Annotated in this window: 17 protein-coding genes; 5 read left to right on the top strand and 12 right to left on the bottom strand. The window is 68.8% G+C overall.

Going from position 1 to position 19644, the window contains the following annotated elements; all coding sequences use genetic code 11:
* Positions 1-176: 176 nt before the first annotated feature.
* Entirely contained in the window at positions 177-2783 is a 2607-nt protein-coding gene (locus RNB18_RS44060; RefSeq protein ID WP_311719766.1) for an ABC transporter permease/substrate binding protein, read from the bottom strand.
* Positions 2776-3831 (bottom strand): quaternary amine ABC transporter ATP-binding protein, encoded by a 1056-nt coding sequence (locus RNB18_RS44055; RefSeq protein ID WP_311719765.1) that lies wholly within the window; start codon positions 3829-3831, stop codon positions 2776-2778. The genes RNB18_RS44060 and RNB18_RS44055 overlap by 8 nt, the downstream gene beginning before the upstream one ends.
* Before the next feature lie 194 nt (positions 3832-4025).
* Here RNB18_RS44055 and RNB18_RS44050 point away from each other — a divergent pair, with 194 nt between their 5' ends.
* On the top strand, positions 4026-4955 hold the full coding sequence (locus RNB18_RS44050) for a 5'-3' exonuclease (RefSeq protein WP_311719844.1): 930 nt from the start codon (positions 4026-4028) through the stop codon (positions 4953-4955).
* Positions 4956-5048: 93 nt separating this feature from the next.
* On the top strand, positions 5049-5894 hold the full coding sequence (locus tag RNB18_RS44045) for a siderophore-interacting protein (protein WP_311719764.1): 846 nt from the start codon (positions 5049-5051) through the stop codon (positions 5892-5894).
* Between the two features lie 68 nt (positions 5895-5962).
* On the opposite strand, the gene RNB18_RS44040 is transcribed toward RNB18_RS44045, so the two are convergent.
* The 3 genes from RNB18_RS44040 to RNB18_RS44030 form a co-directional block, all read right to left on the bottom strand.
* The gene (locus tag RNB18_RS44040) at positions 5963-6739 is read right to left on the bottom strand and encodes an ABC transporter permease (RefSeq protein WP_311719763.1); all 777 of its coding nucleotides are present in this window, start codon (positions 6737-6739) and stop codon (positions 5963-5965) included.
* Positions 6736-7725 carry an ATP-binding cassette domain-containing protein gene (locus RNB18_RS44035; protein ID WP_311719762.1) on the bottom strand — a complete coding sequence of 330 codons (990 nt, stop codon included), beginning with the start codon at positions 7723-7725 and terminating at the stop codon, positions 6736-6738. Before RNB18_RS44035 ends, RNB18_RS44040 begins: the two co-directional genes overlap by 4 nt.
* A gap of 186 nt (positions 7726-7911) precedes the next feature.
* Complete coding sequence (locus tag RNB18_RS44030; RefSeq protein ID WP_311719761.1) at positions 7912-8502, bottom strand: PadR family transcriptional regulator; 591 nt, start codon at positions 8500-8502, stop codon at positions 7912-7914.
* 255 nt (positions 8503-8757) lie between these two features.
* On the opposite strand from RNB18_RS44030, the gene RNB18_RS44025 reads away from it, so the two are divergent.
* Positions 8758-10284 carry an amino acid permease gene (locus RNB18_RS44025; protein WP_311719760.1) on the top strand — a complete coding sequence of 509 codons (1527 nt, stop codon included), beginning with the start codon at positions 8758-8760 and terminating at the stop codon, positions 10282-10284.
* Positions 10285-10331: 47 nt separating this feature from the next.
* On the opposite strand, the gene RNB18_RS44020 is transcribed toward RNB18_RS44025, so the two are convergent.
* Positions 10332-10913 carry a GNAT family N-acetyltransferase gene (locus tag RNB18_RS44020; protein WP_311719759.1) on the bottom strand — a complete coding sequence of 194 codons (582 nt, stop codon included), beginning with the start codon at positions 10911-10913 and terminating at the stop codon, positions 10332-10334.
* Positions 10914-11978: 1065 nt separating this feature from the next.
* Here RNB18_RS44020 and RNB18_RS44015 point away from each other — a divergent pair.
* The gene (locus tag RNB18_RS44015) at positions 11979-13004 is read left to right on the top strand and encodes a terpene synthase family protein (RefSeq protein ID WP_311719758.1); all 1026 of its coding nucleotides are present in this window, start codon (positions 11979-11981) and stop codon (positions 13002-13004) included.
* A 117-nt stretch (positions 13005-13121) separates the two neighbouring features.
* Complete coding sequence (locus tag RNB18_RS44010) at positions 13122-14066, top strand: RluA family pseudouridine synthase (RefSeq protein ID WP_311719757.1); 945 nt, start codon at positions 13122-13124, stop codon at positions 14064-14066.
* A gap of 17 nt (positions 14067-14083) precedes the next feature.
* On the opposite strand, the gene RNB18_RS44005 is transcribed toward RNB18_RS44010, so the two are convergent.
* From RNB18_RS44005 to RNB18_RS43980, 6 genes are all read right to left on the bottom strand, one after another.
* Positions 14084-15577, bottom strand: coding sequence for a cytochrome P450 (locus RNB18_RS44005; RefSeq protein WP_394817769.1), 1494 nt, complete (start codon positions 15575-15577; stop codon positions 14084-14086).
* A 127-nt stretch (positions 15578-15704) separates the two neighbouring features.
* Positions 15705-16325, bottom strand: a complete 621-nt coding sequence (locus RNB18_RS44000; RefSeq protein ID WP_266567073.1) for a GTP-binding protein — start codon at positions 16323-16325, stop codon at positions 15705-15707.
* Positions 16306-16728, bottom strand: a complete 423-nt coding sequence (locus RNB18_RS43995) for a DUF742 domain-containing protein (protein ID WP_311719755.1) — start codon at positions 16726-16728, stop codon at positions 16306-16308. The genes RNB18_RS44000 and RNB18_RS43995 overlap by 20 nt, the downstream gene beginning before the upstream one ends.
* Positions 16725-17132, bottom strand: a complete 408-nt coding sequence (locus RNB18_RS43990) for a roadblock/LC7 domain-containing protein (RefSeq protein WP_007380839.1) — start codon at positions 17130-17132, stop codon at positions 16725-16727. Before RNB18_RS43990 ends, RNB18_RS43995 begins: the two co-directional genes overlap by 4 nt.
* Positions 17129-18718 (bottom strand): ATP-binding protein, encoded by a 1590-nt coding sequence (locus RNB18_RS43985; RefSeq protein ID WP_311719754.1) that lies wholly within the window; start codon positions 18716-18718, stop codon positions 17129-17131. The genes RNB18_RS43990 and RNB18_RS43985 overlap by 4 nt, the downstream gene beginning before the upstream one ends.
* Before the next feature lie 278 nt (positions 18719-18996).
* Positions 18997-19638 (bottom strand): TetR/AcrR family transcriptional regulator, encoded by a 642-nt coding sequence (locus RNB18_RS43980; protein WP_311719753.1) that lies wholly within the window; start codon positions 19636-19638, stop codon positions 18997-18999.
* Positions 19639-19644: the final 6 nt, after the last annotated feature.

Below are 19644 nucleotides of genomic sequence, written 5' to 3'. Positions count from 1 at the left end.
TGCGACCGTACCTCACACTTCACGCCAGCCGAACGGCCCCCCGGTGGATCACCAGGGGGCCGGAAGGCGGGCCCTCACCCGTCGCCCGCCGCCCAAGTCCCCTTGTCGGCGGCGAAGTTCGGGCGATGGCGTAGCTCTATGTGGTTGGCCGGATCCTTACCGTGCTCCCGGAGCGGTTATGACGGTGTCATCCGCCCGACCATCTCCGGATGCTCCTTCAGCCAGGCGGCGACGGCCTGCTCCTCGTGACCCTGGCCGTACCTGTTGATCTCTCCCTCCAGGGTACCGAGCTCGTCCTCGCTCATATGGAAGCCCTTGATCCACTTGGTGAGCTGCGGATACTGCGAGGGGAACTTCTCGTTGGCGATGGTGCGAATCGTGTTGCCCTCGCCGAAGAGCTTCTTGTCGTCCTTCAGCTTGGTGAGGTCGTACTGGCTGTAGGCCCAGTGCGGGGACCACAGGACGACGGCGACGGGCTGCTTCTTGGCGTAGGCACGCTTGAGCTCGGCCAGCATCGCGGGAGTGGAGCCGTCCACGACGTCGTACTCCTTGTCGAGGCCGTAGCCGGGCAGGACCTTGTTCTTGAGGAGGTTCATCTCGCCGGTGCCCGGCTCGATGCCGATGATCTTCCCGTCGAACTGGGAGGCCTTGCCCTTCAGGTCCTCGTAGGACTTCACACCCTTGACGTACGACGGCACCGCGATCTCCAGCGAGGTCGGCTCGTACCAGGTGCCGAGGTCGGCGAGTCTGTCCTTGCTCTTGTCCCAGTAGTTCTTCTGGGCGTACGGCAGCCAGGCGTCGAAGTTGAGGTCCAGGTCTCCGGAGGCGAGGCCCGTGTAGACCGGGCCCACGTCCATCTGCTTGAGGTTGAGCTTGTAGCCGCGCTTTTCGAGAACGTTCTTCCAGAGATAGGTGACGGCGATGTCCTCGTCCCAGGGGAACCAGGCCACGTTCACCGGGCGCTTGGCCTCCGCCGCCGTCTTCTGGACGGGGGCCAGCTTGTCGACCAGGCCGGGGTGCTGCTTCAGCCAGGTGCGCACGGCGTCCTGCTGCTTGCCCTTGCCCGCCTTGTTGATCTCGGCCTCCAGGCTGGTGAGCTGCTTCTCGTCCAGCTTGAAACCCTTCAGCCACTGTCCGACGACCGGGTTCTCGGCCGCGAAGCCCTTGCGGGCCACCGTGTGGATGCCGTCGCCCGAGCCCCAGGCGCCCTTGGGGTCCTTGAGCTTCTTCAGGTCGTAGTCGTTGTACGCCCAGTGCGGCGACCAGAGTGTGACGACGATCGGGTCCTTCTGCGCGTACGCCCGCTTGAGCTCGGCCAGCATGGCGGGCGTGGAGCTGTCGACGACCTTGTACTCCTTGTCGAGGCCGTACGCCTTCAGGACCTTGCTCTTCAGCAGGGCCATCTCACCGGCGCTCGACTCGATGCCGGTGATGTTCCCGCCGAACTGGGAGGCCTTGCCCTTGAGGTCGGCCAGGGAGTTGATGTCCTTCATGTACGACGGCACGCTCAGCTCGAGAGAGGTCTTGTCGTACCAGGCCCCGAGGTCGTCGAGCTTGCTGCCGTACTTCTTCCAGTACTGCTCGTGGGTGGTCGGCAGCCAGGCGCCGGTCATGAAGTCGGCGTTGCCGGAGGCGAGGGAGGTGTAGAGCGGCCCGGCGTCGAACTGCTTGGCGTCCACCTGGTAGCCGCGTTCCTCCAGGATCTCCTTCCAGAGGAAGGTGGAGGCGACGCCGTCGTCCCAGGGGACGTAGCCGATGCTGATCTTCTTGCCCTGACCGACGTCCTTGCCGCCGGAGACGGCCGTGGCCTCGCCCGAGGTGCCGCCGAAGATCCCCATACCGCCCGCGACGAGGGCGAGGACGACGACGCCGATCACGGCGATCTGCGGACGGGGGCGGTAGGACCAGATCCTGAGCCCCTGGGTCGTGCGCGCCTTGGCGGCGGCGCGGCGGCCCAGCGGGGAGACCTGGGTGCCGAGCGCGCTGGTCATGCGGTCGAGGTAGATCGCGAGGATCACGATGGCGACGCCGGCCTCGGAGCCGAGGCCCACGTTGAGCTGGCCGATGGCCTCGTTGACGTCGCCGCCGAGGCCGCCGGTGCCGACCATGCCGGCGATCGCGGCCATCGACAGGCCGAGCATGATGACCTGGTTGACGCCCGCCATCACGGTGGGCAGCGCGAGCGGCAGCTGGACGCGCAGGAGGGTGTCGCGGGGGCTGGTGCCGAACGCCTCGGCGGCCTCGACGAGCTCCTTGTCGACCTGGCGGATGCCGAGCTCGGTCATGCGGACGCCGGGGGCGAGCGCGAAGATCAGAGTGGCGACGATGCCCGCGGAGGCGCCGGTGCCGAAGAACAGGATCGCCGGGATGAGGTAGATCATCGCGGGCAGCGTCTGCATGAAGTCCAGGACGGGACGGACGAGTCCGCTGACCCGGTTCGAGCGGGCCGCCCAGATGCCCACGGGGACGGCTATCACCAGCGCGATGATCGTGGCGACCAGGACCAGCGAGAGGGTCGTCATCGCGTCCTCCCACAGTTCGAGGGAGTCGATGAAGGCGAATCCCGCGAAGGTGAGGAGGCCGGCCAGGGTGCCGCGCAGCCAGAAGGCGATCACGGCGAAGATGCCCGCGAGCAGAAGGGGCTGGGGCGCCTGGAGGACGGCGTCGATACCGTCGTAGGTGCCGGTGAAGACGGTCTTGAAAAAGTCGAAGAGCCAGGACACGTGGTCGAGCAGCCAGTCGACGGTGTCGTTGACCCAGTCGCCGAGCGGGATCCTAGGCATGGGCCACCTCCGCCTCGCCGAGGAAGCCGAGCAGTCGCTGCTGCGGGACCACCCCGACGAGTTTGCGGTGCTCGTCGAGGACGGCCACCGGATGCGTCGACCGGGCGCTCATCGCGCAGAGCTCGGTGAACGGCGTGTCGGGCGTCGCGGTCTCACAGTCGCTCGCGCAGCCGCAGCCGCAGTCGGCCTCGGCGTCGCGCACGTCCGTGTCCATGACGGCGGACGCGGTCAGGACGCGGGAGCGGTCGACGTCCTTGGTGAAGGAGGCGACGTAGTCGTCGGCGGGCCGCACGAGGATGTCCTCCGCGCTGCCGATCTGGACGATCCGGCCGTCGCGCATGACGGCGATCCGGTCGCCCAGGCGCATGGCCTCGTTGAGGTCGTGGGTGATGAAGACGATCGTCTTCTTCAGGGTCTGCTGGAGCTGCAGGAGCTGGTCCTGCATGTCCCGGCGGATCAGCGGGTCGAGCGCGCTGAAGGACTCGTCCATGAGGAGCAGGTCGGCGTCGGTGGCGAGCGCGCGGGCCAGGCCCACGCGCTGCTGCATGCCGCCGGACAGCTCGTCGGGCCAGGACTTCTCCCAGCCCTTGAGGCCGCACAGCTCCAGGGCCTCGGTTGCCCGCTCGATGCGCTCGGCCTTGGCGACGCCCTGCACGGCGAGGCCGTAGGCGGCGTTCTCCAGGACGCTGCGGTGCGGGAAGAGCGCGAAGTGCTGGAAGACCATGCTGATCTTCTTCGCGCGTACGGCGCGCAGTTCGCGGTCGGTGAGCGCGGTGAGGTCCTGGCCGTCGAAGCGGACATGGCCCGCGGTCGGCTCCAGGAGGCCGTTGAGCATGCGCAGCAGCGTGGACTTGCCGGAGCCGGACAGACCCATGACGACGAAGATCTGACCCGGTTCCACGGTGAAGGAGGCGTCGATCACCGCGGCCGTGGTGCCCTCGGCGCGCAGTCCCTCCCGGTCGGCGCCCTCGCGGAGCCGCTCGACCGCCTCGTCCGGACGTCTTCCGAACACCTTGTACAGCTGCTCTGCCTCAAGCCTTGATGACACGCGTGCCTCTCGTCTCTTCGACCACTGGGGGGAGACGAAGGGCCGCGACAGTTGAAGGTGCAACCTGCCTCGCTCCGAGGCGGCGCCTGCCCCGATGCCTTTCGGCCAAACGCACCGGTGGTCCAGTTCACAGGACGCTCACACCCGCCGGACGAGGCAAGGGACGACGGCCGGTGTCGGTGCCGTACGGCATGATGCGAAGCGTGACCGGACGACTGATGCTCCTCGACACCGCCTCTCTCTACTTCCGTGCCTACTTCGGCGTGCCGGAGTCGGTGAAGGCACCGGACGGCACGCCGGTGAACGCCGTGCGCGGCCTCCTCGAATTCATCGACCGCCTGGTCAAGGACCACCGGCCCGACATGCTCGTGGCCTGCATGGACGCGGACTGGCGCCCCCAGTGGCGGGTCGACCTCATCCCCTCCTACAAGGCGCACCGCGTCGCCGAGGAGCACGAGAGCGGCCCGGACGAGGAGGAGGTGCCGGACACGCTCTCGCCGCAGGTGCCCGTCATCGAGGCGGTCCTGGACGCGCTCGGCATCGCGCGTGTGGGCGTGGCCGGCTATGAGGCGGACGACGTGATCGGCACGTTCACCGCGCGGGCGACGGGCCCGGTCGACATCGTCACCGGCGACCGCGACCTGTACCAGCTCGTGGACGACGAGCGCGGGGTGAGGGTGCTGTATCCCCTCAAGGGCGTCGGCACGCTCCAGCTGACCGACGAGGCCTGGCTGCGCGAGAAGTATGGCGTCGACGGCCGTGGGTACGCGGATCTGGCGACACTGCGCGGCGACCCGAGCGATGGCCTGCCGGGCGTCCCCGGCATCGGCGAGAAGACGGCTGCCAAGCTGCTCGCCGAGTTCGGCGACCTGGCCGGCATCATGGCCGCGGTCGACGACCCGAAGGCGAAGCTCACACCGTCGCAGCGCAAGCGGCTCGACGAGTCGCGGCCGTACGTCGCCGTGGCACCGAAGGTGGTACTGGTGGCCGGTGACGTCCCGCTGCCGCAGGTGGAGACCGCGGTTCCGCGCACACCACGCGATCCCGCGGCACTGGAGAAGCTGGCTGACCGGTGGGGGCTGGGTGGCTCACTGCAGCGGCTGATGGCGACGCTCGGCGCGTAAATATTGCCCGCGCTTTCCACGAGTGGCATGCCATCACCAGGGGGGTGGATGCTAACTTAGGTAAGCCTAAGCGTAGGGAACTGGGAGGCCGCCATGGCAGAAGGACCGGGACGCAAGCCGCGGAAACCTCACTCCGCACAGGTCGTCCGCACCGAACGCCTCACCCCGCACATGCAGCGCGTGGTGCTCGGCGGCGACGGACTCGCCGACTTCGCGGCGGACACCTGCACCGACCACTACGTCAAGATCCTTTTCCCGGCCGAGGGCGCGACTTACCCCGAGCCCTTCGACATGCAGCGCATCCGCGAGGAGTTCCCGCGCGAGCAGTGGCCCGTGACCCGCACCTACACCGTGCGCCACTGGGACGCCGAACACCGCGAACTCACCCTGGACTTCGTGATCCACGGCGACGAGGGCCTCGCCGGCCCCTGGGCGGTACGCGTCCAGCCCGGCGAGACCGTGCGCTTCATGGGCCCCGGCGGCGCCTACGCCCCCGAACCGGACGCCGACTGGCATCTCCTCGTCGGTGACGAGAGCGCGCTGCCCGCGATCGCCCGTTCCCTGGAGTCGCTGCCCGACGGCGCCCGGGCGCACGCCTTCATCGAGGTCTCCGGGCCCGAGGAGGAGCAGAAGATCGACTCCGACGTGGAGGTCGTGTGGCTGCACCGCGGCTCCCGCCCGATCGGGGAGTCGCTGGTCGAGGCCGTGCGCGCGCTGGAGTTCCCGGAGGGCCGGCTGTGCGCGTTCGTGCACGGCGAGGCGCATTTCGTGAAGCAGCTGCGCCAACTGCTGCGCGTCGAGCGCGGCGTCCCGCGCGAGGACCTGTCGATCTCCGGCTACTGGCGCCTGGGCCACAACGAGGACGGCTGGCAGGCCTCCAAGCGGGACTGGAACGCGCGCATCGAGGCGGAGCAGGAGGGGGCGGCGCCGGCCGCTTAGGCGTACGGCCGCTTGGGCTCGGTCGCGAAAGGGGCGGCACCTTCGAGGGTGCCGCCCCTTTCGCGTGTTCACACCGAGCGCTGGTACGACCGGAAGGTCCGGATCGACAGCCACACCGCCACGACCGCCAGCCCGAGCAGCGCTCCCCCGCGGCCCAGCACCGCGCCCCAGTCGGGGTCCGCCGAGAGGGCCGAACGGCCCGCCACCATCGCCCAGTTCAACGGGTTGAAGTCGGCGATGTGCCGCATCCAGGTGGGCATCTGCGAGGGCGCCATGAAGGCGCTGGACAGGAAGGTGAGCGGGAGCAGCAGGAAGGTGTTGATCCCGATGATCGACTCCCGTTCCCGCACCAGCATGCCGAGCGCGTTGGACAGCGCCCCGAAGACGGTGCCCAGCAGGACCGAGGCGAGGACCAGGACGGCGATCCCGGCGATCCCGCCCGGGTAGTCGGCGCCGCCCAGCAGCCCGAGCAGCACGATGACCACCGACTGGAAGGCGGTGACCAGGCCGTTGTTGACGACGTTGCCGTTCATCAGCGCGGCCCGGCTGACCGGAGTGGTCAGGAAGCGGTCGAGGGTGCCGCGCTGGATCTCGTCCAGGGTGGTCATCCCCGCCCACATGTTGGAGCTGAGCGCGCTCATCACCACCACACCGGGGACCAGATAGTCCAGGTAGGACGTGGTGCCGAAACCGCCGAGCTCGACGACCTTCCGGAAGAGGCTGCCGAACAGGAACAGCCAGATCACCGGCTGGACCAGGGTGATGATCGCGTACGCGGGCTGCCGTACGAACACCATGAGTTGACGCTGCGTCATGTACCAGGTCTGGGAGACGGCCATGCTCATCGGGCACCCACCAGGTCTTCGGCCTCCGAGTAACGGCGGCCCGCGTAGCGCAGATAGACGTCGTCGAGTGAGGGACGGGCGACGGTCGCGGTGGCGACCTTGACCCCGGCCCGCTCCAGGGCGGCGAGCAGGGCGGGTACGGCGGCGGCCCCGTCGTCGGCGCGGACGCTGACGCGGTGCCCGTCGGCCAGCACCTCGTGCACGCCCGGCACCCCGCGCAGGGCGCCGGTCAGCAGGGTGCGGCCCGCGTCGCCGAGCGGCTCACCCAGCTCCAAGTGCACCGCGTCACCGCGTAGTTCGCCCTTCAGCGCGTCCGGAGTGCCCTCGACGACGATCCGGCCCCGGTCGACGACGGCGACGCGCTCGGCGAGCCGGTCCGCCTCTTCGAGGTAGTGCGTGGTGAGCAGGATCGTCAGCCCCTCCTCACCGGCGAGCCGGCCGATCTCGTCCCACATCGCGCTGCGGGCCTCGGGGTCGAGTCCGGTGGTCGGCTCGTCGAGGAAGAGCACCTCGGGGCGGTGCACCAGGCCGAGGGCGACGTCGAGCCGGCGTCGCATGCCACCGGAGTAGCCCTTGACCGGGCGCCGGGCGGCGTCGGTGAGCGTGAAGCGGTCGAGGAGCTCCTCCACCCGGCGTTCGAGCGCGGCGCCCCTCAAGCCGTAGAGCCTGCCCTGGAGTCGGAGGTTCTCGTGGCCGGTGGCGACCGGGTCGGCCCCGGAGCCCTGGGCGACCACGCCGATGGCCCGGCGGACCCGGTCCGGGTGGCGCAGCACGTCATGGCCCGCGACGGTGGCCGAGCCGGAGTCGGGGCGGGCCAGAGTGGTGAGGATCTTGACGGTGGTGGACTTGCCGGCGCCGTTCGGGCCGAGCAGGCCGAAGACGCTGCCCCGCTCGACGACCACGTCGATGCCATTGAGAGCGGTGACCTCACCGCCGTAGGTCTTGATCAGTTGACGCGCCTCGATCGCGGGCGCACGGGTGTTCATGAAGGGTGTCCTCCTGGGTGAGCGGATCCGGTGAAGGGATGACAACTGATCCGCGTGAGGAGCACCGGGCTATCCTGGGCATGCCGCACCTCGATCGCCTGGATGTGCCTCAGGGCGGATTCAGTTCGGGGTTCGAGGCCCCGGCGGGCTGCTGCAACAGCCGTGCCGGGGCCTGTTTTCGTCAGGTCATTGCTCGTGGAACGCCTTCCACTCCTCGATGCCGGGCAGCGCGCCCGTTCTGAGTTCGTCGAGGAAGCCGCGGACCCACGCCGCCTCCGCCTCGACCATGTGGAGCTGGTACTCGTTCTCCACGAGGAAGAGCCGGGGCAGCGTCTCGTAGAGCTTCTCCAGAGCGCCCCGGCCGCTCGCGATCTGCACCTCCAGGGCGTCGAGCCGTTGCTCCAGCAGGGGCACCACCTCGTCGGGGTGCAGCACGCCGAGCAGCGAGAGGGCGGTCTCGAAGATCGGGTACTCCTTGGCCGGGAGGGCGACCAGGTCCGACATCCACTCGGTCATCTCCTGGCGTCCGGCCGCGGTGATGCCGTAGACGGTCCGCTCGGGCCGGTTGCCCTGCCGCTCCACGTCCGTGACCTCGACGAACGCGTGTTTCTCGAGGCTCTGGACGACGGTGTAGAGCGAGCCGTAGTTGATCTTCGTGCTGGCGTCCTTGCCCTGGCGGCGCAGGGTCTGGGCGATCTCGTAGGGATGCATCGGCTTCTGCCACAGCGTCGCCAGCACGGCGAGCGCCAGGGGGTTGCGGAGCTTGCGACGCCCCATGGATCCACCTCGCATCCGAACCTCGTACCCGAATATCCGTGACCGAACATATCGCGACCCATAAGGGCAGTCAATAGACACGATGTATCGCGTATGAAGGCCCGCGCAAGGGCGTGAGGACTTGGGAGCTGCTTCGACATGCCTGCGTCACGCACCCGAAACAGCGCCTCCTTAATTTCTGTCACCCGACAGGAATTCAGCTCCCGCACCGCTGTTCCGCTCTCCGCCCTCATGCCGCCGAAGGCAGGTGCCGCCGTGACGACAGCCAGCCCCTCCGACGTCCGTCCCGATCCCCCGCATTCCCCCGCCCCCGACGACCGCTCCCTCACCGAGTTCGGCTACCAGCAGGAACTGCACCGGAGCCTGGGCCGGTACGCGTCCTTCGCGGCGGGGTTCTCCTTCATCTCGGTCCTGACGACCGTCTTCCAGTTCTTCGCCTTCGGGTACGCGTTCGGCGGCCCCGTCTTCTTCTGGGCCTGGCCGGTGGTACTGGTCGGGCAGTTCCTGGTGGCGGCCTGCTTCGCGGAACTGGCGGCGCGCTACCCGCTGTCCGGCGCGATCTACCAGTGGTCGTCCCGCCTCGCCACCCCGGCCTTCGGCTGGTTCGCCGGCTGGATCATGGTGATCGGGCAGATCGTCGTGGTCGCGGCGGCGGCACTCGCCCTGCAGATGGTGCTCCCGGCGATCTGGTCCGGCTTCCAGCTGGTCGGCACCGACCCGGCGCCGACCTCGGCGGACGGGGCGGCCAACGCGGCACTCCTCGGCGTGATCCTGCTGGTGCTGACGACCGTCGTGAACATCCTCGACAACCGTGTGATGTCCCTGATCAACCGGGTCGGAGTCACCGCCGAGATCATCGGTGCGGTCCTGATCATCGTGCTCCTGCTGACCCACTCCGAGCGCACGCCGAGCATCACCTTCCACACCACGGGCGCCGCGCAGAGCGGCCTGCTCGGGGCCCTGCTGGTGGGCTCGTTCGCGGCGGCGTACGTGATGATCGGCTTCGACAGCGCGGGCGAGATGAGCGAGGAGACACACGCCCCGCGCCGCACCGCGCCCCGCACGATCCTCACGGCGCTCGGCGCGGCCGGCGTGCTCGGCGGCCTGCTCGTCCTGGGCGGCCTGCTCGCCGCCCCCAGCCTCACCGACGGACACCTGTCGGTCGACGGCCTCAGCTACGTCCTCACCAGCAGCCTGGGCGACGGGGTCGGCAAGGCCCTGCTGGCCGACGTGGTGGTCGCGATCGCGGTGGCCACCCTCGCCATCCAGACAGCGGCCTGCCGCATGCTCTTCTCCATGGCCCGCGACGGCCAACTTCCGTTCGCGGGCCGCCTCGCGCGGGTGAACCCCCGCACGGGCATGCCCACCGCCCCCGCTCTGGTCGTCGGCGTCCTGGCCGCCGCGCTCCTCCTCCTCAACTTCGCTTCCCCGGAGGCGTTCCTGGCGATCGGCACCACGTGCATCGTGATGCTCTACCTGGCGTACGCGATGGTCACGGGCCCGCTGCTGATCCGGCGCGTGCGAGGTGAGTTCACGTCGGAGGGCACGGACGAGACGGGCGCCCGCCTGTTCTCCCTGGGCCGCTGGGGCATCCCGGTCAACGCCCTGGCCCTCCTCTACGGCCTCCTGATGACCGTCAACCTGGCCTGGCCCCGGGCAGAGGTGTACGACCCGGCGGGCGGGCACTGGTACTTCCAGTGGTTCACGGTGCTGTTCCTGGCCGCGACGCTGGCAGTGGGCGTGGCGTGGCGGGCAGTTCGAGGGCGTAGGCCGACGGGATAGGGGCGCGCCTCCTCGGCGGACCCCCAGTGGTCCCCCTTGGCATCCCCTCAGTCGCCCCGGACACGCGCGTGCAGATGCATGTCATGCCAACCGTCCGGATGCAGGACCGCACTTCGCTTGGTCCCTTCCAGAACGAAGCCCGTCTTGGTCGCGACACGACACGAGGCCTCATTACGGACGGCATGCATGAGCTCGAGACGATGGAACCCGATGTCGTCGAAGGCCCAGCGAGACAGGACGACCGTGGCACGCGCCGCGACACCCCGCCCACGCGCCCCCGCGGTCGTCCAGTACGCCATCTCGGCCTGCCCGTCGACGAGATTGATCTCTCTCAGCGCCACCCGGCCGAGCAGCAGACCGGTGTCCGCGTCCACCACAGCCCACTGAGCGGTCTTCTCCTGGGCCCACACCTCCCGCCACTCCTCGATCCAGCCGCCGACCTCGTCCACGGAGTCGGCGGCACGGGCGTGCCATTGCTGCATCACCGGGTCCTGGAACGCGGCGTGGACCGCGGGCGCGTCCTCGGCCCGCCAGGGGCGCAGGAGCAGGCCGTCGCCGGTGGGGAGGGTGGGTTGGGCGGTGCTGGAGAGGGCGCCTGGTGCGAGGACCGGGCCGGTGAGGAACGGCATGAACCGCATCCTGCCAACCGCACGGAATCCGTCCCAACGAGTTTTTACTCTTGACGGCGATGAGACGCGGCCCGGGCGCCCGGTCCCCGCACCGAACCGTGATCACGTCCTTGGCGCTCGAGCCGGACGGTCCGTCCCCCGGCGAACTTGCTTCCCAACTGCCGCAAACGAGGGTGGTACCCGCGGCGCACCGACAGGCCGGAATGCGCGGCCGTGCATCCGGCGGCCAGGGGATCCGCTCCGTGCGCCGGGGCTGCGCCCCCTTTCCCACGGCCGGAAATCGTCGCATGGTGCGAAGTGGTGGGCTGTCAGGTGAATTACCGGCATGAGCGGTGTCGCACCCGGGCCCGTGAGGATGGTGGCCGGATGCCTTCGATGGTCGGCGGTGCGGCTCGGGTACGTGCTCCGCGCAACGCACCGATGCGGTCGACGCGACCGTACACTAGTGCGAATCCTCCGGAGACGAGCGCCTGCCTCCTGCCGACCGGGCTGTCCGGAATGTCACCGAGAACAGTGAACGGGCTCCCACCCGACACGCCCCGCGCGGCGACCCGCCACGGCGCCTCACACCAGCGCCAACTCGCCCCGCACCGTTGACGAAACCCACGGCGGCACTGGAAGGTAGGGATGATCCACGACCTCGCCTGCGACAACGCTGTCGTGGCGGTGGTGGCCACAGACTGTCTGCGCCGTCGCGCGGTCGCCTCGAAGGTCACGCCGGCGAACTGCCCGGCATGCGGTCGACGAGGCCCCGCTCGACCGATTCGACCGGCAGGCCCAGGCCGTGCACGAGTCAGCAACGCCACTATCGCAGCGCCTGGAGCACAACGCACAGTTCATGAACTTGGTCGACTCCGCCACCCGGAGGGCATCATGAAAAACTCTGCTCGTGCCCAGTTGTCTCGGTCCACCCCCTTGATGGCGAGCTCGCGGCCACCGGGTCCGCCCGCGGGAGGAGGGGCCCTCAGGACCGTGGCCGCCCCCCTGACTGCGCCGGAAGCCGCAGGGCCCCTAGATTCGGCTCTGCGCCGATAAGCATGCCGAGGCAGAAACTGGGAGAGAAAAATGCCCCAGAACGTAACCATCAAATTGCCCATTCCTCCCCGACTGAACACCGGTTTAGCAGCCGCCAGGGAACGCAATCTGGAGTGGATGCGTCAGCAGAAACTAGTGTTGGGACATGGGGCCACTCATCGCTACATATTCTCGGCAGTAGCAGACTTGGCTGCCTACAGCTACCCGGACGCCGAAGATGATGACCTCGACCTGGCCTTTGACACCATGGGCTGGTTCTTCCTTTTCGATGACCTGTTTGACGTGCCCGAGGGGTGCAAAGCCGATACAGCCGTCGCAGTGTGTCGGCAACTCATCACGCTCGTCACCCACCCCTCGCAGCGGGAAACCCACCACGATGCGCCTCTGGTGAGCGCCTTCGCGGACATCTGGCGTCGAGCCAAGATGGGGATGTCCGAGGAATGGCGGCAACGGGCCGCTCACAATTGGATGGATTACCTGACAGGAAACCTCACCGAGGAAGTCGATCGTCGCACATGGATCCCCGAGGACTTCGCCACCCGGATGAGGGTCGGGCATCGCACCCTGGGGCTGATTCCCTCGCTCGACCTGGCCGAAAGGGTGGGGCACTTCGAGATCCCACAGATCATTTGGCACAGCAGTCATCTTGAGTCGATGCGACGAGCAGCTGTCGATGCCGTCAAACTCATCAACGAGGTGATGTCCCTCGAGAACGACGACGCCCGAGGCGATCCCAACCTGGTGCACTGCCTCATGCGGCAACGCAATTGCTCCCGGGCGGAAGCCATCAGGCTCGCCGTCACCCTCGTCCAGACAACAGTCGGTCAGCTCTTTGAGCAGATGAAACTGGTCCCCCTGTTCTGCGCCCGACTCGGGCTCACGAGCTCGGAGTCCGAGAAGGTCCAACGTTATGCGACAGCATTGCTCACATGGATACGCGGCAGCTACGACTGGAGCCGAAGCAATGGCCGTTATTCCCCACGCACCGCCAGCGCCCTGAGTCCGAATATGACCGGCCAGCTTCACCCCGCAAACCTCACAACGGTGTCTCGATAACTTCCCGTTGCCCCGATCGGGGTTCACAGGCGACCTTCGAAGCAGCACCCGTCAGACACGTCCGGATCGGCACTGTTGAGGCATGCTCGGCACCAGCCCCTCGTAGGCTTGGACCTGATGAGACGCCGTACCCCACCCCCGCCTTCTCCCCTGCCGCAACGCGACGGGGTCGATCCGGTGCGGGTGCGGTTGCCGATCGGTGACGCCTCGGCGACTGTGCGGGATCATCTCGTGGCGCGGTTCGCGGCCGGGGCCGAGGTGATCGACGGGCTGCTGGAGGCTGGGCGGATCGTGGATGCCGCCGGGCGTCCGGTGACCCGCGACATGGCGTACGTGCCGGGGATGTTCGTGTGGTTCCACCGGGAGCTGCCCGACGAGGAGCGGGTCCCCTTCCCGATCGACGTCATCTACCGGGACGAACACGTAGTGGTGGCCGACAAACCGCACTTCCTGGCCACCACCCCGCGCGGCAGCCATGTCGCCGAGACGGCCCTGGCACGGCTGCGCCGGCAGCTGGGCACCCCCACGTTGGGCGCCGCGCACCGGCTGGACCGACTGACGGCCGGCCTGGTGATGTTCACGGTGCGGCCCGAGGAGCGCGGCGCCTATCAGTCGCTGTTCCGGGACAGACGGGTGGCGAAGGAGTACGAGGCAGTGGCCCCGTACGACCCGGCGCTGGCCCTGCCGCGCACCGTGCGCAGCCGGATCGTCAAGGAACGCGGAGTCCTGGCCGCCCGGGAGATCGAGGGCGAGCCCAACGCCATCAGCCGGGTCGAGTTGCTGGAGCACCGGGGCGAGCGCGCCCGGTACCGGCTGACGCCGAGTACCGGGCAGACGCACCAGTTGCGGGTGCACATGAGCGCTCTGGGCGTGCCGATCCTCGGCGACCCCCTCTATCCGGCTGTCACCGACCCCATTGCGTCCGGCGACTTCCGGCGTCCGCTCCAACTGCTGGCACGGGTGCTGGAGTTCACCGACCCGGTCACGGGACGCGAGCACCGGTTCGTCAGCCCTCGCGTGCTGCGGGCGTGGTCGTCGTACGACGAATGGGCGGCCGAATAGACCCAGGGCCTGTCGGCTCACTCGCCGCGCCACCAGCGCAGAAGGCGCCGGAACACACCAGGCCGGCCAGCCGGTTCGGGCGTCGGCGTCGGCGTCGGAGCGGAGGTCGGCATCGGAGCGGAGGTCGGCGAGGTAGCTTCCAGAGGCGCCGTCTTCGGCTGGGGCGTGCTGACCAGCCAGTTGCTGGAACGCTGCAACGCCAGCGGGTGCGCGGGCCGCGCCATGACGTCCTGCTGGGGCTTGGCCTCGAACTTCACGGGCAGTTCCACCAAGTGCCGGTTCGAAATGGACGCCCACCAGCCCAGTTCGTCCTCGTCGCAGGCGAGTTGGACGTCGGGCAGGCGGGTCAGCAGTGCGTCGACGCCGACCTCGGCGATGACACGGCCGATGTCCTGCCCCGGGCATTCATGAGGGCCGCCGCCGAAGGCCAGGTGGGAGCGGTTGCCCTGCATGTGGGCCTTGGGGTCGGGCCGGACTCGCGGGTCCACATTGCCCGGCGCGATGCCGAGGATGAGGGCGTCACCCTTACGAATGCGCTGGTCACCCAGCTCCGTGTCCTGCTTGGCGATGTAGGGAAGGACGGTGCTGAACGGCGGCTCGTCCCACAGGGACTGCTCGACCGCTTGGGGCACCGTCATCTGGCCGCCGTTGAGTTGGGCGCGGAACCGCGGGTCGGTCAGCACCACACGCATCACGTTGGCGATGAGGTTTGCGGTGGCCTCGTAGGCCGCGACCAGGATGATGCGGAGGTGCTGGCCCACTTCGTCGTCGGTGAGATTCGCCGGGTGGTTGATCAGGTGGCTGGTGAAGTCGTCCCTGGGTTCGGCCCGGCGGCGGGCGGTGAGCCGCATCAGGACGTCCATGAGGTATGCGTTGCTGGCGATTGCGGTCTCGCTGCCCTTGGGCATGTCACGAGCGGCCTGCACGATCTGGTCGTTGTACTCCTCGGGCATACCGAGGATCTCGCACATCACCACCATCGGCAGGTGCTCGGCGAACTGGCCGACCAGGTCGGCCCTACCCTCTCGGCAGAACTTGTTGACGAGCTGCTGGGTCGCACGGTTGATGTAACGGCGGATGCCCCGGTGATCGATGGTCGACATGGCACCGGTGACCGCACCGCGCAAACGCAGATGCTCGTCGCCCTCGGCGTGACTGCAGATGGGTTGCCAGGCGAAGTGCGGCATGAGCGGGTGATCGGGCTTGACCGTGCCGTCCTGCAGGGCTGACCACAATCGGGTGTTTCGGCAGAACTGCGAGGGGTTGCGCACCATGTGCAGGTTCTCGGAGTGACCGAGCACCACCCAGATCGGCACATCTTCGTGAAGCAGCGCAGGAGCCACAGGTCCATGCTCGGCGCGGAGCGTCTCGTACACGGCCTCCAGGTCCTCCGCCCCAGGGCCGTACAGCCGACGCAGTCCGCCGACGCCGATGCCGTGCGCGGGGCAGCCGGGGGGAGGGACGGCCATGGGGGCGTCCGTACCGGTCGGGGAAAGGGATTCAGGCGTCACGATGGTCGCTCCGAAGCTGAGATCGATCTGGTGTACAGGAAGTGATGGGCTGCCCCGGTCCGATGGGTTCGAGCGAAGCCGGGAGCGTGGGAGAGGGGGCGGCGGTACGGCACTGCCGCGCCACGCCTCACACAGGAGCCTTCTCCAAAGCCAGCGAATGAAGGAACCGCAACAACGTCATCAACACGTCCCGGCTGGACGCCCGTCGGCGCGCGTCGCACTCGACGATGGGGATGTCCTCGCTGAGGTCGAGCGCGGTGCGGAGTTCCTCGAGGTGGTGACGGGGGCCGTCGGGGAAGGTGTTGACGGCGACGACGAAGGGCACGCCGCGCTCCTCCAGGCGGTCCATGACGTCGAAGCTGACTTCGAGGCGTCGGGTGTCCACCAGGACCACCGCGCCGAGTGCGCCTTCGAACAGGCCGTTCCACAGGAACCAGAAGCGCTCCTGGCCCGGGGTGCCGAAGAGATAGAGGACCAGCTGGTCGGTGATGCTGATGCGGCCGAAGTCCATGGCCACGGTGGTGGCCGTCTTGGTCTCGGAGCCGTAGTTGTCGTCGACCCCGATGCCGGCCTGGGTCATGGTCTCCTCGGTGGTCAGCGGTTTGATCTCGCTGACCGAGCCGACCATGGTGGTCTTGCCCACGCCGAAGCCGCCCACGATGACGATCTTCACCGCGGCATCGGCGGTCTGGGGAAGGTGGTCCTCTGTTCGCGGACCGGGGATGGTGTCAGAGCCTTTGAAGTCCATGCATCACCGCTTCGAGGAGGGAACGGTCGGCCAGCGCCTGGCGGATGACCGGGGCGCGGGCCGTCACCAGTTCGGCCGCCAGCAGCTCGGTGAGCAGGACGGTCACCACGCTGAACGGCAGGCTGAGATAGGCGGACAGCTCGGCCACGGACAGGGGGGCCGTGCAGAGCCTGAGCAGCGCCGCCTGCTCAGGCGTGGCGGAGGGCGGCGGGTCGGCGTGCGCCACGATTAAGGTGACCAGGTCGAGTTCCGAGCGCTCGGCTCCGTCGGGGCCGGTGATGACGTACAGCCGCTCGGGGTTCTTCTTCGGTCCTTCGGGCGGGTCCTGGCCCTCCTGCGGGGGTTGCGGCGTCGGTTCCGGACCGGCCTTGGGAAATCGCCGTCGGCGTTGTGGAGGAGTCATACGGTCTGCCCGTTGCGCCGGGGCGGGCTGGTGAGGTGCGCGCCGATGCGGACGACCAGGTCGCTCATGCGGGCGCTCATGTGGCCGGGTTCGGTGATGATGTCGGAGAGCACCGCGAGGTAGGCGTTGGGGCCGGCGGCCATCAGATAGAAGTAGCCCCCGTGAATCTCGATGAGGACCATCTTCATCTTGCCGTCGCTGCCGGGGATCTCCCCGGCCACGGCGCCCGCCAGGCTCTGCAGGCCCGCGCAGGCGGCGGCGACGCGGTCGGCGGTGTCCGGGTCTCCGCCGTGCCGGGCGATGCGCAGGCCGTCGGCGGAGAGCACCACGATCATCTGGATGCCCGGTACGCCTTTGGCGAGGTCCTGGAGCATCCAGTCGAAGTTGCCTCGCTGCTGGATCACTTGAGGTTCCCCTCGTCTTCGGCCTCGGTACGGGCCGGTTCGTCGGTCGGCTGGGTGACTGTGGAAGAGGAGGGCCGCTTGAGGCCGTCCATGAACGCCTGGACCCACAGGCCGGGCGGAGTGTCGTCCGGCTTCTGCTCCGGCTCCGGCTCGCGCTGGGCCGTCGACCAGATCGTCGGGCGGCCTTCCCGCTCGGCCCGTTCGATCTCGGCCTGCTCGGCGTAGCGCTGGGTGAGGGAGGTCTTGACCCGGCTGCGGCGCTGCGGCAGCCCGTTGGCCGTCCACTCGGTGACCTCCGGGACGTCGTCCTCCATGGAGACCGGTGTCGTGAACTTGGGACTGGTGGGGCGGCGCTTCTTGATCGTGCGCTTGGGGCCGGGCAGGGCGCCCAGTTCGGCCTTGGGCACCGCGGTGGCGCCGATGCCGTGGGCGAGTCCGACGCCGGGCTCGTCGGTGAGCATGTCGCTCGGCACGACGAGGATGGCGCGCACACCGCCGTACGCGGAGGCACGCAGGGAGACCTGCATGTCGTACGCCTGGCAGAGCCGGCCCACGACGGCGAGGCCGAGCCGCGGCGACTCGCCCAGATCCTGGAAGTCCACTCCGGCCTTGGCCCGCTCCAGCATGCCCTCGGCCCTCAGGCGGGCCTCCTCGCTGAGGCTGACGCCGGCGTCCTCGATCTCGATACAGACGCCGGTCTGCACCTCGGTGGCGGTGACGTGCACCTTGCTCTGCGGCGGGGAGTAGCGCGTGGCGTTGTCGAGGAGTTCGGCCGCGGCGTGGATGACCGGTTCGACGGCGGTGCCCTTGACGTTGACCTTGGCGATCGAGGACAGGTCGATGCGCCGGTACTCCAGGATCCGGGACATGGCGCCGCGCAGCACGCTGTACAGCGCGACGGGCTCCGGCCACTGGCGTCCGGGGCGGCCGCCGCCGAGGACGGAGATGGAGTCGGCGAGACGGCCGATCAGCGCGGTGCCGTGGTCGATGCGCAGGAGGTCGTCGAAGACCTCGGGGTTGCGGCCGTGGTCCTCCTCCATCTCCCGCAGTTCGTTGGCCTGTTGGTGGACGATGGCCTGGACGCGACGCGCGATGTTCACGAAGGAGCGCTGCGCGGCGTCACGCATGATCTCCTCGGTGTCGACGATGTTGAGCACCGTCTTGAGCAGGCGGATCTGCGCCTCGGGAAGGTCCGCCCACGCGGGGTCGACGTCGCCGAGTTGGCGAATCACCTCTCCGGGGGAACTTCCACGGCGCAGCCAGTCCAGCGCGGTGGGCGCGATCTCCTTCGCGAACCGGGTCAGGTCCTGGTCCTGGTCGGCGATGCGCCGCTGCAGATCCGCGGTGTGACGGGCGTGCTCGAGACGCTGGTCCCGCAGTTCGCGTCCGCGCCGGACGGCTTCGGCCGCCACCGCGATCACCAGCAGCGTGGCGATGGCACCGCACCAGCCGACAGCGGCCCGGGCGGGCTGCTGCACCGCCGCGACGGCGGCCCCGGTCGCCGCGGCCATGACTATGGCGGGGAGCAACAGCACGCGCGCATATGGCAGTTCACGGCGTCCTGGCGGGGATTGAACACTCACCATGTGGGCCCTCTGAGACGTATCGACGGGGAGTCGCACATATAGGGAACAAGCGCACGAATACACATCAACTCGGTGCGCTGCGGGCGAGCTTAGTCCGACCGGATCATCGCCGTGTCATATTCAGCAAGCACCTGAAACGGGCATTGCGACTGGAGTACCCTCGGCCCATTTGCACGCTCTGGCATCTTTCGAACACGGAAAGTTAAGGCGTACAGGTGCACGAGTATCACTCACCGTGACGGGTGAAGATCGGCCTCCGGTCGGATACCGGACCGGACTCAGAGCCCGGCGATGCGCAGGGCTGCGTCCGCGGTGGCCTCCGCGAAGACCGAGACGGGGCGCTCGGGGTCGGAGCGGTGGATGAGGATCACGCTCTCGATCAGGCCGAACAACAGGTCCGTGCGCAGATCGAGCTCGCTCTTGGCGAGGGCGCCGCCCGTCGGCGTGGCGGCGAGCAACTGCCGGTAGGCATCCTTGAGTTCGGCGCGCACGGCGTGGAAACCGGCGAACCGCTCGTCGCGCACCTCGGGCAGCAGGTAGAGGCCGCCGAGATTGTGCGGCCCGCCGCACAGCACCTCGGTGTCCGCGCGGCACAGCTCCCACAGGCGGTTCCCGGCCGGGACCGTGTCGTCGGCGAGCAGCTCGCGGGCGTACGCCAACGAGGGCGTGACGGTGGACTCCAGGAGCTCGGCGAGGAGCTCCTCCTTGCCGGAGACGTAGTGGTACATGGACGCCTGCCGCATGCCCGCACGCTCGGCGACCGCCCGGGTGCTGGTGGCGGCGTAGCCCAGCGAGGTGAACAACTCGGCTGCGGCGACGAGGAGTTCGTCGCGCGGCGCCAGCCCGCTGTCCGGCCGCCGAGCGGCCCGCGGCCTGCCGACCCGTCGCCCGGACTCCGCCGCACCGCCTGTCGTACCCATGCGTTC

This window comes from Streptomyces doebereineriae (assembly GCF_031845645.1).
GTDB classification, from domain to species: domain Bacteria; phylum Actinomycetota; class Actinomycetes; order Streptomycetales; family Streptomycetaceae; genus Streptomyces; species Streptomyces canus.
This window is presented reverse-complemented; position numbering and strand designations above follow the sequence as displayed.